Genomic DNA, 15,200 nt, shown 5'->3' on the forward strand with positions numbered 1-15,200 from the left:
GGCACCATAAACCGGAGCCCCAGCTATATAAGTCCTTCTGCCGCCCTCCGGTACTATCCGAGCGATGGACCGTTGAGAACGTATCGGCCGGGCTCGATGCCGTCGGGCTCTCGGGCGTCTTGGCTGCGGGTCTCGTGGCGTTCCCCGCCCCGCTCTACGGGCTCAGGCTGCTTGGCCTCTCGCCGGTCCACGGCCCCGAGCCTAAGGAGCACACCCGCGATAGCTCGGAAGCATGCACGAATCTTCGGAGTCGTCCTACCGGCGGCCCGTCTCCTCCAGCCACCTCGCGATGGCCTCTGCGAGCTCCGCGTAGCGGGCGAAGCCCTCCAGATGCCCCTCGTAGCACACGATATCTATCCTGCCGTCGCTCCTGCGGCGCATCCTAGGCCTCTTGCCCGTCAGGGCCTCCACCAGCGCGGCGAATCTCTCCGCGTCGGCCTCCTCTCTGATGTAGGCATAGCCCACGGCCGCGTTGTCGGATCCGCGCCTGCCGTAGGTAATTATGTATTCGCTCCTTACGCCGCCCACCTCCGCCGTAATCCTAATCCTCAGCAATTTTCTGCCGTTTCTGTCCTCCTCAACGGCGCCTCCGTCTATGACCTTCACCTTGTATTTTACGCCGTTCACCTCGAACTCCTTCTCAAAGCCCTTCAGCCTCAGGGAGCCCCTCGCCTTGCCCTCCTCCACGATCTCCTCGGCTTTCTTGCGCACGTCGTCGCCCGCCTCCTTCGCCCTCTGGAGTATGCGCTCCACAAAGCCCGCCGCCAGACTCCTCTGCTCTTCATCCTTGCCGTATACGGAGAGCCAGGCGGCGTACGCCAAGCCCTCCTTGAGGATCCTGACGTAGCCCCTCTTGCCGCCCTCAGGCATCCTCACCGAGAAGTGGACGCCCTCCACGAGGCCCATGGCCCTAAGCCGCTGGGCCTCCCGCTCTATGTTGCCGGGGTTGGTGGAGTGATATCTGACCACCAGCGCGCCCTCTGCCAGCCCCACCTCGTACTTCGGCCATCCTTCCTTCAGCGTGAGGCCGCCCCTCAGCTTATCGAGCCAGCGGTCGGCCGTCTCCCTGTTCACCCAGCCTCTCGCGAGGGCCTCCTCGACGATCCCGGCGACGGCGTCCCTGAGCTCCTTGCGTCCCGCCGCGAGTCTATCGGTGGTGGCTCTGACGCGCCACTCGCCTCTTTCGCCAACCCTCTTCACCTCGGCGTTAACGCCCGCATGCCTGAGGAGGCGCGCCGCGAGCTCCACGCGGCTCCGATCCGTCGAGATGAATTGGAGCAAGATGTCGTTCCGCAGATAGACGTTGAACTTGACGGCGACGTCGCCCTCCGATATGGTCAGATCGGCGGTGACGGGGCCGTCCTCGGTCCTCCTCCTCAGCCCCTCCCAGCGGATGTCGAGGGCCCCCTCGGCCCCAAGCTCCACGGCCTCAGCCAGCTTGTGGTTGATAACCCTTTCGTCCCCTCCCTCAAGCAGAGGAGGCCCGAAGAGGAAGTAGAGGCGGGCCAGCCTGACCGCGTCGCCGCCGGACGCGACGACTTTGAACGCAGTCCCGGCGCCCTCCACCTCCGCCTTTATGCCGTGCGCCGCGAGGGCGGCCGCCCAGAGCAACGCGATGGGGCGCTCGCCGCTGGTCAGGCCGACTTTTCCCTCGGCCGCGGACACATATCCATCCCCGCCTATGGCTCCAGAGATCACCGCGGCGAAGTACCTCAGAGATTCCTCATTCACGCCGAGTTTCTCAGCTTGTATGAGCAGGAGGGCCGGCGCGACGACCTCCCTTGCGATCTTGTCGTCTTTCAGCTTGCCCCTCAGCGCATTGAGCTCTTTCTGCACATCCCCGCCCAGACGCCTCACGGCGGCCTCCACCACGCCGCTCCAGTTGTCGATAGCCCAGCGCTTCAGCTCATCCCAGCTCCCCGCCTTGACGCCCAGCCTCTTGAGCCACCCGCCCTCCGCGCTCCACCTAACGGCCTCGTCGAGCTTCTCGAGGGAGGTGCGGGCGCGGACGTGAAGCTGGAGCTCCGATTTGGGCGAGCCGAGGCCCCCAGAGGACTTCCTCAAGTGCAGCAAGGCCGATAAGTCGGCCGTCAAAAGGGCGGCGTGGAGGCTTAACGAGGCGGCCAGGGGCAGGAGGCCGCCAATCGAGGACTACGTCAAGATTGTGGCCGCGAGGGCCGGACTGCCGGCTCCCGTGGTGAGGAGGGCCCTTGAGGTCCTGGCCGGAAACAGGAAAGCCGTCTTGGGCAGGAACCCCTGGGTCCTGGCCGCGGCGGCGCTTTGGCTCGCCACGTACAAGGAGTACGGGATGCTCATCCGCCTGGCGGAGGCGGCGGGAGCGACCGTCGAGGCCGTCAAGAGCGCCGCTAGGAGGATGAGGGTATGAGCTCGGGCGACGGCGTGGACGCGGGCGCGGTGAGGCGGCCTCCCGGGCCGGCCGACCCAGTCGAACGGCTCCTAAAGGAGTATCCGGAGCTGGGCGCCTTAGGCGTCGATTGGCTGAGGACGTGGGCGCCCCGCGCGGGGAGGCAGATCGCGAGGATGGCGCGCGTGCTTCGCAGATACCCCTGGATGGCGGAGCTGATAGGGCAAGGGCCGGTGAGCCTCGTGAACCCGTACTCCGTTGAGGCGTACGTGTCGAGGGACGGGTCGGAGGCGTGTATATCGTTGTTCGGCGGCTGGGCCTACTGCTCCGCGGATGGGAGTAGCGTCAGGAGACTGGAGCTTGAGTTCAAGGGCCTGGAGCCCCACGAGGGCCGGGTGAGGGAGATATATAGACCAAAGAGGCTGTCGGCATTCGCGAAGGCCAAGGAATACATACGGATACTGTGAGGCGTAGCCACCCCGGGCCGCAAGGAGGGCCGGGCGGACGGGGCCCCGCAGACAGACGGCCTTTTTCCCTATCTTCTTGTTTTCCCTTTTCCTCAGGCCGCAGGGGCGCGGAGAGGCGTAGAGCCGCCGAGCTATCCACTATTCACGGCATCAAACCGCACCATCCCCAAATATCAGTGCTTAAAGGACTCCTCACCGATCAAGGGGGTGAAGCCTCATCACGCAGTCCATGGCCGCTTAAATGATGGGCCCCCTAAATAAATAACTATGTGATCCATGGTTTCCTCACATGATGAGTTGAACCCACGCGTCAATTGTGACGAGGCCTCGCGCGTATGGCGGGCGCTGACCGTGCGTCGCCCGACGTCTGCGGCTCTGCTGTGGGCTACACCCATGTCGGTGCAGACGCGCTTGGAGGTGGGAAGGCCGGCGCAGATTCGCCGCGTTGGTGGATTCTCCTCACGCGAGGCCGAAGGTGTACCGCGGAGGGGGTATCGAGATTGCGGCGGGCCGGCAATACCTGGAGGGCTTCGCCCGCTGCGTCGAGCTGCACGAGACCGCCGCGAGGCGGCTCGGGGCGCCGGTAGCCGCGGAGACGGATATAAAATTTAAAAGGGATCTCTTGCGTGGAGGCGATGGGCAAGGTCAGGCCGCCTAAGGAGAGGAAGTACGGCCGGGGAACCATCAGATGCCAGAGGTGCGGCACCAGGGAGGCCGTCATCCGCAAGTACGGGCTGATGCTCTGCAGGCGCTGTTTTCGGGAGGTCGCTGAGGAGCTGGGCTTCCGCCGCTACTATTAAATTTAAAAATACGGCATTGAGGGGGCGATATGCTCGACGTGCTTTCCAATGCGCTCATCACGATCAAGGACGCCGAGGCTGTGGGGAAGGGGCAGGTGGTGATCTGGCCCGTGAGCAAGCTCGTCTACTACGTCCTGAGGGTCCTCCAGAGAGGCGGATATGTGGGCGAAATAGAGTATATAGACGATGGGAGGGGAGGCAAGTACATAGTGAAGCTTCTAGGGAAGATAAACGACATAGGCCCCGTCAAGCCGCGCTACTCGGTCAAATGGCGCGATATACCTCTGTGGGAGCAGAAGTTCCTCCCGGCGAGGCAGATAGGCCTTTTGGTCATATCGACCCCACACGGAGTCATGTCGCACGTGGAGGCCAAGGAGAAGAGGACCGGCGGCGTCCTACTGGCCTACGTGTATTGACAGGGGCTGGCCAGCGGGAGGACGAAGGGCCCTATGGATCTGTACAGCCCCTTCAGGTACGCCAGGGCCGTCAAGGCGGCCAGCACGGCGTCGAAGTGATCCTTCGTGGGCGGTCTGTACCTGCTGTATATGAGCCCGGGCTCGAGCCCCATGGCTTTGAGCGAGGTCTTGGGGTGCACCTCTATCGCGTTGCCCAACATCTGGGCAAGCCGCATCCCCCTCTCCGTCAGCCTCGCCATAGGCCCCATGAGGGGCGGCAGCAGCCTGTAGCCGAGCCTTAGAAGCTCCCTCTCGACGTCCCTCAGCCACCCCTCGGGCCTGCTGAGGGGCGCATCTATGGCCACCACCGCAGGCCTGTAGGGGGAGAGGGACGAGACTATGTCCTCGAGCTCCATCGCCGAGAGGTAAGCCGCGAGCTCGCAGCCGTCCAGCACGGCTATCGCGCTAGGCCTCACGACCGCCAGATCCACCCCGGCCACTCTCACACGTAATATCGGGCACAAGATAAAAACGGTGCCTCCCCCTACTGCGTGATTCCGGCCGTCACCTATATACGCGTGTCCACGGAGGGCCAGGACCCCGAGAACCAACGCGAATATCTGGAGAAGTGGGCCTCTGCACATGGCCTGGCGATACTGCGACACTACATAGACGTGGGGGTCTCCGGCGCTACCGAGCCCTGGGAGAGGCCGGCGTTCAGGAGGCTCATAGAGGAGGCCGCGTCCCTGGAGCCGAGGCCTAAGGTCCTTCTGGTGTATGAGGTGTCGAGGCTCGTCAGATCTTTCCAGGAGCTCTTCCAGCTCTTGGACGTTGTGGAGAACAAGATGGGGCTCGTCGTCGTCTCGGCCTCCGAGAGGGAGCAGGCGCTCCAGACGGTCGACGGCATGTATAGACAGTTCTTGAGGGCGGTGCTGGCGTTTGTGGCCACCATGGAGCGGGAGTTCATAAGGCAGAGGACCAAGGCCGCCCTCGAGAGGGCTAAGGCGGCTGGAAAGATATCTAACATCGCCGAGAGGCTGCCTCAGGAGGTGGTGGCCAAGATAGTCGAGATGAGGGCTGGAGGCGCGTCGCTCAGAGATATAGGCAGGGCCTTCGGCCTATCCACCTACGAGGTCAGGAGGGTCCTGGCCTCCGCCGGGGCCTATAGGCCCACGGAGTACAGCTGCCCGAGGTGTTTCTCCCGGCTAAAGGTCGTCGAGCGCACCGCGAAGATACAGAACGGAATATACAGGGTCGTGGAGCGTCTCTACTGCCCCAACTGCGGCTACGAGGAACTGCTCGAAAAGGCCTAGCAGATCTTCTCTATATATTTGGTTATGTCGTGGCCTCTCTTCTTGAACTCCCGCAGATCCTCCCAGCGGCTCCACGGATACGATATCCAGACCCACTCGGCCACCCTCTCCACGTAGTAGTCCGGCGTGAAGCTGCTGGTGGACTTGACGTGAAGAACCGCGGTTTTGACCTCGGCCACGCCCATCACGTTGAGCAGATCGACGATAAGCTTCAGAGTGGCGCCCGTATCGGCGACCTCGTCCACCACCAGCACTTTCTTCCCCCCGACGATGCTCGGCTCGACTCCGTGGTACAGCACAGGCCTCTCCGCCCTCCGCTCGGCGAGCGCCCAGTACTTAACTGCCGCCGCCACCACGTTGTCGACGTCGAGGATATCGCTGACGATCCTAGCCGGCACCAAGCCCCCGCGCGAGACCGCCAGAACTATCTCCGGCTTAAACCCGCTTTCGAGAACCTTCCTGCCCAACGCCTCGGACATCTCTATGGCCTCGGGCCAAGATATGAAGCGGACCCTCACTCCGCCCACCTCGACGTCCATATGGCGTTTAATTCGGGGTTTTTTAACTTAGAGCGGGGAATGCCGCGCCCTGCCTCTGCCCTCGGGGCCCGGCCTTCCCCACCTCGGCACAACCTCAGGGGCGCGGCGAATCGGGCAATAGCTTAAATACCCCCGCGTTGAGGGGGCGTGTCGCGTCCTAGGAGGGAGCTGTCGGCCGAGCTCAAGGCCGCGTTGAGGGCGAGGCTAAAGGCTAGTAGAAGAAAGCCGGATTTCGTAAGGATAGACCAGTGGCGTTATGTGAGGATAGAGGACTCGGGCTGGCGGAGGCCGAGGAGTCTGGACAACAAGATCAGGCAGCAGAGGAAGGGATATCCGCCTAAGGTCAAGGCCGGCTACAGAAAGCCGGCTCTGGCAAGGGGGCTCCACCCCAGCGGTTTCGTCGAGGCGCTGGTCCACAGGCCGGAGGATCTAGACCCGCTGGATCCCAAGACGCATGCCGTGAGGATAGCCGCAGGCGTCGGCTTGAGGAAGAGGCTGGAGATAGTCAAGAAGGCTAGGGAGCGGGGGTTCTACGTTTTGAACCCCGGCAGGAGGACGTTGGAGGCCTTGGACCGCGCCGAGAAGGCCGAGCAGCAGACCCAGGCGGCGGCCCAGGCCGAGGAAAAAGATAAATCGACGACGCAGTAAGGGGCCATGGTCGACGTCAAGAGGCTGGCGGCTGAGATCCTCGGCGTCGGCGAGAGCCGGATAAGAATATCGCCCGAGGCCTTAGATAGAGTTTCCGAGGTCGTCACCAGGGAGGACGTCAAGGCCTTGATAGGCGAGGGGCTCATATGGGCCGAGCACAAGAAGGGCGTAAGCAGAGGCCGCTGGAGGGAGGCGCACGCCAGGAAGAAGCTGGGGCGCAGAAGAGGCCACGGCAGTAGGAAGGGGCCTAGGCTCGACGAGGAGGAGGCCTGGAAGAACAAGGTCAGAGCCCTCAGGAGATACCTAAGCGCGTTGAAGCGCAGGGGGGTCATAACCCCAGCGACCTGGCGCATGCTCTACAGGATGGTCAAGGGCAATTACTTCCGCGACCTGAGACATCTGAAGACGTACATAAACGAACACAACCTAGCCAAGGAGAAGGTCAGGTGACATGGCGAGGACCGGCAGATATAAGGTCCAGCTGAGGAGGCGCAGGTTGGGGGTAACCAACTACAGAAAGCGCAGAAAGCTCGTCGTGAGCAGACTGCCGAGGCTCGTCGTCAGGAAGACCAATAGACACATAATAGCGCAGATAGTGGTAGCCAGGCCTCGGGGAGACGAGACCTTGGTGGGTCTCGACACCCGATATCTTGCTAAATTCGGCTGGAAAGGCGACGAGAACAACACGGCGGCGGCCTACCTCCTCGGCCTGGCGCTTGGGTACAAGGCCCTGGCTAGAGGCGTCGAAAAGGCCATACTGGATATAGGGCTCCACAGACCGACGCCGCGGTCCAGGGTATTCGCCGTCTTGAAGGGCGCGCTGGACGCCGGCCTCGAGGTGCCCCACGATGAGGACATCCTGCCGGAAGGCGACAGGATCTCCGGCGCCCATGTTGCCGAGTACGCCAAGAGACTTAGGTCGGAGAACGAGGAGGAGTACAAGAGGAGGTTCTCTAGATACTTGCAGCGCGGGCTGGCCCCCGAGGATCTGCCTAAACACTTCGATGAGGTTAGAAACAAGATAGCGGATAAGCTCTCTAAGTTTGTTAAAGCAGAGGCGCAGCAACCGAAATAGAACAGTTCGCTTTCATAACGATGAAAAATCCTTGGCCAAAAATACTTAAATAACCGCAGACGGTCTTCCATATGCCGAAGAGAGTGCTGGTCCTAGGCGGCGGAGTGGGCGGCGTCGTCGCGGCTAAGAGGATTGCGGAGAGGACGCGCGGCCGCGCCGATGTCGAGATCACTCTCGTAAGCGACACCGACTATTACTTGCTCCCGCCGCTCCTCGTCAATATAGCCCTCGGCGATATATCGCCCCAACAAGCCATGTTGCCCCTCTCGCGGTTCGCCTACAGGAACGTGAAGACCGTCAAGGCCGCCGTCAAGAAGGTGGATCCCGACAACAGGACCGTCGAGACGGAGCAAGGGAAGTTCCAGTACGACTACCTAATCGCCAGTCTCGGCACGGACTTCGACTTCAAGTCGTACAACTTGGGCGTTGGGAACCACAACTACACGCTAGACGGGGCCCTTAAGTTCAAGGAGGCCCTGGCGAACTTCCACGGGGGAAGCGTCGTCGTCTACACGCCGGAGCCTGTGTACAGATGCGGCGTATATCCCTTCGAGATAGTGGGGCAACTGGACGCCATATTCAGGAAGAGGGGCATTAGGGACAAGACGGAGATAACCCTCATACACCCGTTCCAGCGCCCGATACAGCCGTTGGGGCCGGAGGCCGTGAAGATAACCGAGGAGACCTTCGCCGCGAAGAACATAAAATATATAGGCGGGGTGACTCAGCCCGGCCCAGTCGACGAGAAGGCCAAGATTGTGACCGCCGGTAGCGAGAAGGTGAAGTACGACCTGCTCGTCGTGGTGCCTCCCTCAAGATTGCCCAAGCCCTTTGAGGGCACGCCCTTGACGGCGCAGTTCCCCAACGGCGTCTGGACCGCCATAAACGTCTTCACGGGCAGGAGCGTCAAGTACGACGACGTATATCTGCCCGGCGAGCACTCGATGCCGGCGATAGGCTTGCCCACAGCGGGCGTGCCGGTGCACTTCACGGCCATGGCCAGCGCCAACATGGTCGCCGGCGAGATCCTGGGGGAGCCAGTGGATCCGGCCCAGATAAACGCCATGACGTGCGCCATGGACTACGGCGAGTTCGGCATGATGTTCAACTGCGACATAAAGCTGGACCTCGCCAACAACAAGGCCGCCTGGATGGGGAGCTGCTACAGCGTCCTCAAGTCGCCGCTGGGGAAGTTAATAAAGGACTTGTTCTACAAGACATGGCTGGCGACGACGATATGAGCGCCCAAGCATCCCCCCAGGCCGAGCAGAAGCTCGCCGAGCTGTTGAAGACCTTGACGGAACACGCCGACGAGCTGCAGAGCTTGTTGGATCAATTGCTGGAGCTCAAGAGATCAGGCGTCCTGGACGCGATGATGATAGTAGTCAACCGCTTCGAGGAGCTGATACACTATTTGTTCCAAGACCCAGCGCTCTTCCGTCTGTTGTCTATCGGCGTCGACGGGACTCTGGGCGCTATGTCGAAGCTGGAGACCCCCGACATACTCAACATGAAGGCGACCATGCAGGAGCTAGTAGTGAGGCTGGGCAAAAACGCGTCGCCCGACCAGATAGCCAACCCCAAGCCTGTGAAGGGCATATGGGGCCTGCTCAGCGCCTTGAACGACCCTGACGTCCAGAGAGGCCTCGGGGTGGCGTTCGCCCTGCTCAAGATGCTCGGCAAACAGCCGCAACAATAGTCAGCCCTGGCCACTCCAGCAACCCCAGGCTTTTAGGTTGTGCTCATCATTTATATCGTCGGAGCTCCCCGTTATTAAATGGAGACGCTGGACAAGGCCGAGCGGTGAAGAGGCGTGAAAGGGCTGACCTTTTTATGGAGCTACCTCCTAGCTTGCGTGAAGATAGCGGTGACGGGCCCGCCAGGCTCGGGCAAGACTACCCTCGCGTTGAAGGTCGCCGAGGCGGCGAAGGCCTCGGGGGCAAGAGTAGGCGGATTCGTGACAGTCGAGGTGAGGGATAGAGGCGTCAGGCTGGGGTTCGACGTATTGAGCCTAGCCGACGGGCGCAGATCGTCTTTGGCTAGAGCGGGCCGCGGCGAGCCTAGAGTAGGCAAATATGCGGTGAACCTAGGCTCGTGCGAATTCATGAAGTCTCTGCTCAGCGCGGGCGGCGTAGATATGTTGATAGTGGACGAGGTGGGGCCCATGGAGGCCAAATGCCCCTCCTTCGTCGAGACGGCCAGAGACGCGTTGGTCCGGGCGCCCAACAGCCTGGCCGTAGCCCACATGAGGTTCGCCGAGGTGGTCAAGGGCTGGGGGTTCCGGCTGGTCGTCCTCTCGCGGGATAATAGAGAGGACGTCCTCCGCGAGGTCCTATCGGCGTACGGTTTTCGAAATGTTTAAAATTTCCGATAACGTTTTCGAGGTGGATCACTGGCATAGGGGGAGGCCTTGGATGTGGGGCGAGGGGCCGCCTATATTTGTGAGGAGGCGGGGGCTTAGGTACGTAATACTGCGCATACTCGCCTCGCGGAGTCCACTCACGGGGGCGCAGATAGCGGAGGAGATAGAGAGAATGACGTGGGGGTTCTGGCGGCCCTCCCCCGGCTCTATCTACCCGGCGCTGGCCCAGCTGGAGGCCGAGGGGCTCATACGCGTGGCCAAGGTAGATGGGCCCAAGAAATTCTACGAGCTGACCGACGAGGGGAAGCGCTATTTGGGCATAGGCTCAGACTACATCAAGGAGGCCGTCTTGGCCTTTGAAAACCTCTACAGCTTCCTGCTGGAGAATTGGGATAAACTGGACGCCGAGAGCAAGAGGATCCTGGGCGAGATAGCCGAGGGGCTTCTGAAGACTTTGGGCGGGCGATGAAGGTAGGGAAGCCGCCTCTGGAGGTGGTGGAGCGGTACGTGTGGTCGAGGACGGGATCCTACGACCCATCGGTGTTGCTGGGCCCCAGCTTGGGCGAAGACGCCGCCGTGATTAAGACCGGGGGCCCCTACATAGCGGCGCATACGGACCCAATATCGGGCTCCGTGGAGCTGTTGGGGTGGCTGGCCGTACACGTGGTGTCTAACGACTTGGCGACGCGGGGCATAAGGCCCAGGTGGCTGTTGCCGGCCATATTTCTGCCGCCGGACTCCGACGAGGGGGTTTTGGACAAGATAACTAGACAGATGGACGCGGCGGCGCGGGAGCTGGGCGCCTCTATCGTGGGAGGCCACACCGAGGTCACCACGGCGGTCGCGAGGCCTCTGGTAGTCATGACGGCCGTGGGCGAAGGCGATAGGTACGTAGCGACGGGCGGGGCCAAGCCGGGCGATCTCGTAATTATGACGAAGAGCGCCGCCATGGAGGCCGCCGCGATACTCGCCTCAGATTTCAGAGATAGGCTCAAGGCTCTGGGAATCGCTGAGGACGTCTTGGAGCGGGCGGCCGGGTTCGTAAGGCATGTATCCGTTGTGAGGGACGCCCTCGCCATAGCCGATCTAGCCGACGCCATGCATGACCCCACAGAGGGCGGCGTCCTGGCGGGCCTCGCCGAGGTGGCCTACGCCTCGGGCACCACCATAAGGATCGACCCCGGCTCGGTCAGAGTCCATCGGGAGGCCGCTCTGCTGTGCTCCGCCGTGGGGCTGGACCCGCTCGCCACGTTGAGCTCCGGCGCCTTGCTCGCCGCGATCCCAAGGGACCGCGCAGACGAGGCGTTGCGCCGTCTGGAGGGCGCGGGGATAGAGGCCTCTATAATAGGGGAGGTGGTCCCCCGGGAGCGATATCTAGTGGTCGGCGGATCTGTGGCGCTAGACACGCCCTACCTCAGGGACAGGTTCTTCGAGCTCTTCGGGTGATCAGCCGGCAGGTCACAGATCACCTATCTCTGGCCTGCGTGGTGACATCACCGTCAGATCCTCCTGGCTATCTCTAAAGCTTTATCGGCGTGTTGATCGGCGCTCTTGAGCCCCCTTAGCACCTCCACCACGGACCCGGACTTGAGCACGTAGGTCACCCTCTCGGCGGTGCCCGTAGGCCTCAAGATGCCCAGCCTCCGGGCGAGCGCCCCGCCCTCGTCGCTGAGCAACTTAAACCTCAACCCGTACTTCTCGGCGAACTTCCTCAAGGTTTCTACGCCGTCTACCGACACGCCAAGGACCTCGAAGCCTATCGCCTTGAACTCGTCGTAAATCTCGTTGAACCTAATGGCCTCCCTTGTGCAGCCCGACGTAAACGCCTTGGGGAAGAAATAGACTACCACCCTCTCATATCTACTGGGGTTGATCGCCTCGCCCGTATGTGCCTTGAGCTCCACGTCGGGGAACTCCATAGCTATACGGCGAACTCACCTTAAAAATATGGACGAGTCCAGTGTGTGCCATCTGCGTGGATAATATCGATTGGGAACGAGCTCCTGATAGGCAGAGTCGTCAATACAAACGCCGCGTGGCTCGCCCGGAAATTGACCTATCTGGGCTATCAAGTAAGGAGGATAGTGGTCGTGCCCGACGAAGAGGCTGAAATAGTCGCAATGTTTCGCGAGGCCTTGTCGAGAGCCGATCTGGTGGTGTCCACGGGCGGGCTTGGGCCGACGCCCGACGACATAACCAATTTGGCCGTCGCCAAGGCGCTCGGAGTAGACGTAGCCGTAGACGAGGTCGCCAAGGAGTGGGTGTTGGAGAAGTATCGGCAGAGAGGCTACCAGGTTACCCCAGAGCGTCTAAAGATGGCGTATATACCCAGGGGAGCCAAGCCTCTCTACAACTCTGTGGGCGTAGCCCCCGGGATATGGGCGGAGCAAGAGGGAAGGATCTTGGTGGTGCTTCCGGGGGTCCCCAAGGAGATGGAGGCGATATTCGAGGAGCAAGTGGAGCCTCTGTTGAGGACCAGGGGGCCGCGTCTCTGTTTCGCCGAGGATTCCTTCCGTCTTGTCGGCGTGCCGGAGGCCGATCTTTCGCCTGTGTTGAGAGATGCGTTGAAGATAGATGAGAGGATCTACGTCAAGAGCCATCCGAAGGGCCACGAGGTCGGCGCTCCGCTGGAGGAGATACATATCTACGGCAGCGCGGAGAGCTGCGACAAGGCAAGAGACCTAGTGGCCAGGGTGAGGCAGTTCCTCGTAGACGAGATAAACAGGCGTTTTCCCCAAGCCAAGATATCCGCCCCGCCTCAAGAACGGCAAGCCGACTAGCGAGACCGCACAGCCCGAGACGGCCTGCGTCTCCCGAGAATACGGCCTCCTTTTTCAAAGGCCTTAGGCTATTTAGGTATATAGTACTTAGTTTCAACGCAGATATATGTATTTTTTGGCATGGCTGGCCCGGGTAGCGTGGCTTTCGTTCGCGGTAATCGATATATGGCAGGCGCCGCAGGCCTTCGATGTATCTACCGCGCCTTATGTGCACCCAACATCCCGACTCAACCATTAAGGTCACGGCCGAGGAGGAGGTGGATGAGGCCGTCGCAGCCTACTCCATATACGGCTGCGATGAGGTCATGTCCGACTTCGAGGGCAAGGGCACGCCGTATATACAGCCCCGCGATATAGTCCTGAGGGCCCTCAAGTCGGGGATCCCCTTGGGCGAGCGCTTCTTTGTGACCCCAAGAATACCCAACCCGTCGCTCGAGGATTTCGAGAGGAGCATGTTGGCCATGGAGGCCGCCGTACTGGCAGACCTAAGGGCGCTCAAGGAGGCGGGGACCCATGCGGTGCGCTGGATAGTATTGCCGATGTCGGAAAGCCCGGGGGACGTCGAGCTGGCCATCGATATGCTCGCGAGAAAGGCTATGGCGTATTCCGGCAGGGCTGAGATACAGCTCGTGCCTCTGATCGAAGACGCGGCCAAACATCTCAGAATCGCGGAATTCGTGAAGGCGGTCGTCCAGGAATACATAAGGCGCGGCGTGTTTCTCGAGCAGGTCAGAGTCTTCTTGGGCAAGAGCGACTCGGCGGTCGTGAACGGCCATATAGCCTCAGCCCTGGCGCTCCGCGTGGCCCTCATGGAGATAGGCAGACTGAACTCCGAGCTGGACCACGAGGTGGCGCCGATACTCGGCATGGGCTCTCCGCCGTTCAGAGGCGGCTTGAACAGCCCAGCTCTCGCCCCCGCGGAGGCATCGCAGTACTCGGGCTTCCGCACGGCCACGATACAGTCCGCTGTGAGATACGACGTGCCGTACCAACAGTACCTATCGGTCAGGGAGACGCTGCTCGCGGCGGCAGGCCGCGGCCCCTCGCTCGACAGGTCTTGGGCCTCGCGCGCGGTTAAAGAGGCCTCCGAGATCTACAGAGCGCTCGTCCTTAAATACGCCGACAAGATTGCGGAGCTGGCCTCCTTGATCCCCTCGACGAGGGATAGAGTCTCGTGGCGCATATACGGCAGGTCCATAATGGCGGACGGCGGCGTCGTGAACGTGCCGCGCGCGATAGTATACACCGCGGCTTGGTACGCCGCAGGTCTGCCTCCGACGCTTCTGGACGCGCCCTACATCTCGACTCTCCATAGACGCGGAGAGCTGGACGAGCTGTTGAGAGCCCTTCCGGCGTACCTCAAGGAGCTCGAGTTCGACATACGTTTCTACGATAGAAGGAGGGTCGAGTCGCTCCTAGGCCGCCAGATAGTGGACAAGGTGGACGCCGCCCTGGACGCGTTGGGCATAAAGGCCGACCGAGCCGAGGGGCTTCCGCCCTTTACCCCCTCCCAGTCCTACGTGTTGGCCGAGGCGCGGGCCAGAGGGTTCCTGGGCTGAACCTCCTCTAGGGATACGGCGGCCACGCCGGCGAGTATCAAGGCCATGCCAAGAACTACGTTCGGCTGGGGTATCTGGCCGAATATGGGCACCGCGAGGAGGGTTGCGCCCACGGGCTCCCCCAGGGCGCTTACGGCCACCGTTATGGCCCTATATTTGCCCAGCAGGTAGTTGAACACGCTGTGGCCCAGCAACATGGGAACAACCGCTATGGCCGCGAAGAGCACATACACCTCTAGGGAATACCCCAGCAACTTGGCGCCCAGGCCCAGCGAGGCCGCCAGCGCGAACAGAGCCGCGAAGCCGTAGGCGACCGCCGTATAGCTCAGGGTGTCCGCCCTAGCCCTCACCAGCCGGCCCACGGCCAGATAGCCCGCGAAGGCCAACGCGCCTATAAGCGCCAGGAATGCGCCGAGGAGATTGGCGCCGCCTAGGTCGGCCGCCGCCGAGAACATCAGAAGGCTGCCCGCCACCGACGAGACGACCCCCGCCGCGGTCCTTCTGCTGATCCTTTCCGACAGGCCGTATTTGCTTATGGCCAACATGGCGAGCGGATGCAGATTCACCAAGGTGGTGCTTATCGCTATCGTGGTGTAGAAAAGGGAGGCTATCCACGTTGTGAAGTGCACAGCCAGCAGGGCGCCCGCCGCCGCAGCCGCCGGCCACCACGCGCCTACCTTCACGCCCCTCCCAGAGGCCTCGGCCACTGCGGTAGTTATGACAGTAGCTATGGCGAGCCTCCAGAACGTTATAGCTATGGGGTCTGCCTCGGTCAGCCTGATCAAGATAGAGGCGCTCGATATGGCGACTATCGCCACCGCCAACAACAGAAGGTCGCGGCTCATCCCGCGCCGTCGGCGCGCGTATTGCTCCCCACAACTATGTAGACTCCACCAG

Annotated in this window: 20 protein-coding genes; 15 read left to right on the top strand and 5 right to left on the bottom strand. The window is 61.8% G+C overall.

The features are described 5' to 3' along the window. Positions 1–255 precede the first annotated feature (255 nt). Positions 256–2,064 carry a PaRep2b protein gene (locus tag B7L68_RS05255; RefSeq protein ID WP_162008403.1) on the bottom strand — a complete coding sequence of 603 codons (1,809 nt, stop codon included), beginning with the start codon at positions 2,062–2,064 and terminating at the stop codon, positions 256–258. On the opposite strand from B7L68_RS05255, the gene B7L68_RS08490 reads away from it, so the two are divergent. From B7L68_RS08490 to B7L68_RS05275, 4 genes are all read left to right on the top strand, one after another. Beyond that, on the top strand, positions 2,030–2,386 hold the full coding sequence (locus B7L68_RS08490; protein WP_143615298.1) for a hypothetical protein: 357 nt from the start codon (positions 2,030–2,032) through the stop codon (positions 2,384–2,386). The two genes, B7L68_RS05255 and B7L68_RS08490, sit on opposite strands and share 35 nt — an antisense overlap. After that, on the top strand, positions 2,383–2,832 hold the full coding sequence (locus B7L68_RS05265) for a hypothetical protein (protein WP_081246637.1): 450 nt from the start codon (positions 2,383–2,385) through the stop codon (positions 2,830–2,832). The genes B7L68_RS08490 and B7L68_RS05265 overlap by 4 nt, the downstream gene beginning before the upstream one ends. A gap of 635 nt (positions 2,833–3,467) precedes the next feature. After that, entirely contained in the window at positions 3,468–3,632 is a 165-nt protein-coding gene (locus tag B7L68_RS05270) for a 30S ribosomal protein S14 (RefSeq protein ID WP_081246671.1), read from the top strand. 29 nt (positions 3,633–3,661) lie between these two features. Next, entirely contained in the window at positions 3,662–4,048 is a 387-nt protein-coding gene (locus B7L68_RS05275) for a 30S ribosomal protein S8 (RefSeq protein ID WP_081246638.1), read from the top strand. On the opposite strand, the gene B7L68_RS05280 is transcribed toward B7L68_RS05275, so the two are convergent. After that, the gene (locus tag B7L68_RS05280) at positions 4,036–4,533 is read right to left on the bottom strand and encodes a DUF429 domain-containing protein (protein WP_081246639.1); all 498 of its coding nucleotides are present in this window, start codon (positions 4,531–4,533) and stop codon (positions 4,036–4,038) included. The genes B7L68_RS05275 and B7L68_RS05280 overlap by 13 nt on opposite strands. A gap of 45 nt (positions 4,534–4,578) precedes the next feature. Here B7L68_RS05280 and B7L68_RS05285 point away from each other — a divergent pair, with 45 nt between their 5' ends. Next, positions 4,579–5,340 (top strand): recombinase family protein, encoded by a 762-nt coding sequence (locus B7L68_RS05285; RefSeq protein WP_081246640.1) that lies wholly within the window; start codon positions 4,579–4,581, stop codon positions 5,338–5,340. Here the strand turns inward: B7L68_RS05285 and B7L68_RS05290 are convergent. After that, positions 5,337–5,879, bottom strand: a complete 543-nt coding sequence (locus B7L68_RS05290) for a phosphoribosyltransferase (RefSeq protein ID WP_081246641.1) — start codon at positions 5,877–5,879, stop codon at positions 5,337–5,339. The two genes, B7L68_RS05285 and B7L68_RS05290, sit on opposite strands and share 4 nt — an antisense overlap. A 147-nt stretch (positions 5,880–6,026) precedes the next feature. On the opposite strand from B7L68_RS05290, the gene B7L68_RS05295 reads away from it, so the two are divergent. From B7L68_RS05295 to B7L68_RS05330, 8 genes are all read left to right on the top strand, one after another. Beyond that, positions 6,027–6,527 carry a 50S ribosomal protein L32e gene (locus B7L68_RS05295; protein ID WP_081246642.1) on the top strand — a complete coding sequence of 167 codons (501 nt, stop codon included), beginning with the start codon at positions 6,027–6,029 and terminating at the stop codon, positions 6,525–6,527. A 6-nt stretch (positions 6,528–6,533) separates the two neighbouring features. Then, positions 6,534–6,977 (top strand): 50S ribosomal protein L19e, encoded by a 444-nt coding sequence (locus B7L68_RS05300; RefSeq protein ID WP_081246643.1) that lies wholly within the window; start codon positions 6,534–6,536, stop codon positions 6,975–6,977. A 1-nt stretch (position 6,978) separates the two neighbouring features. After that, entirely contained in the window at positions 6,979–7,602 is a 624-nt protein-coding gene (locus B7L68_RS05305; protein WP_081246644.1) for a 50S ribosomal protein L18, read from the top strand. Positions 7,603–7,673: 71 nt separating this feature from the next. Then, on the top strand, positions 7,674–8,843 hold the full coding sequence (locus tag B7L68_RS05310; RefSeq protein ID WP_081246645.1) for an FAD-dependent oxidoreductase: 1,170 nt from the start codon (positions 7,674–7,676) through the stop codon (positions 8,841–8,843). After that, complete coding sequence (locus B7L68_RS05315) at positions 8,840–9,301, top strand: DUF1641 domain-containing protein (RefSeq protein ID WP_081246672.1); 462 nt, start codon at positions 8,840–8,842, stop codon at positions 9,299–9,301. The genes B7L68_RS05310 and B7L68_RS05315 overlap by 4 nt, the downstream gene beginning before the upstream one ends. 156 nt (positions 9,302–9,457) lie before the next feature. After that, positions 9,458–9,964 (top strand): nucleoside-triphosphatase, encoded by a 507-nt coding sequence (locus tag B7L68_RS05320; RefSeq protein WP_081246646.1) that lies wholly within the window; start codon positions 9,458–9,460, stop codon positions 9,962–9,964. Between the two features lie 52 nt (positions 9,965–10,016). Further along, positions 10,017–10,433 carry a PadR family transcriptional regulator gene (locus B7L68_RS05325; RefSeq protein ID WP_081246673.1) on the top strand — a complete coding sequence of 139 codons (417 nt, stop codon included), beginning with the start codon at positions 10,017–10,019 and terminating at the stop codon, positions 10,431–10,433. Continuing rightward, positions 10,430–11,410 (top strand): AIR synthase family protein, encoded by a 981-nt coding sequence (locus tag B7L68_RS05330; RefSeq protein ID WP_081246647.1) that lies wholly within the window; start codon positions 10,430–10,432, stop codon positions 11,408–11,410. The genes B7L68_RS05325 and B7L68_RS05330 overlap by 4 nt, the downstream gene beginning before the upstream one ends. A gap of 53 nt (positions 11,411–11,463) precedes the next feature. Here the strand turns inward: B7L68_RS05330 and B7L68_RS05335 are convergent, their stop codons facing one another. After that, complete coding sequence (locus B7L68_RS05335) at positions 11,464–11,883, bottom strand: peroxiredoxin (protein WP_081246648.1); 420 nt, start codon at positions 11,881–11,883, stop codon at positions 11,464–11,466. 45 nt (positions 11,884–11,928) lie between these two features. On the opposite strand from B7L68_RS05335, the gene B7L68_RS05340 reads away from it, so the two are divergent. Together B7L68_RS05340 and ppcA are read left to right on the top strand one after the other, a co-directional pair. Next, a complete protein-coding gene (locus B7L68_RS05340; protein WP_081246649.1) occupies positions 11,929–12,744 on the top strand; it encodes a nicotinamide mononucleotide deamidase-related protein in 816 nt (271 codons plus the stop codon). A 188-nt stretch (positions 12,745–12,932) separates the two neighbouring features. Then, positions 12,933–14,303 (top strand): phosphoenolpyruvate carboxylase, encoded by a 1,371-nt coding sequence (gene ppcA, locus B7L68_RS05345; protein WP_081246650.1) that lies wholly within the window; start codon positions 12,933–12,935, stop codon positions 14,301–14,303. Here the strand turns inward: ppcA and B7L68_RS05350 are convergent. Beyond that, on the bottom strand, positions 14,261–15,148 hold the full coding sequence (locus B7L68_RS05350) for a DMT family transporter (RefSeq protein ID WP_081246651.1): 888 nt from the start codon (positions 15,146–15,148) through the stop codon (positions 14,261–14,263). The two genes, ppcA and B7L68_RS05350, sit on opposite strands and share 43 nt — an antisense overlap. Positions 15,149–15,200 lie beyond the last annotated feature (52 nt).

The organism is Thermoproteus sp. CP80, from assembly GCF_002077075.2.
Classification (GTDB): Archaea; Thermoproteota; Thermoprotei; order Thermoproteales; family Thermoproteaceae; genus Thermoproteus.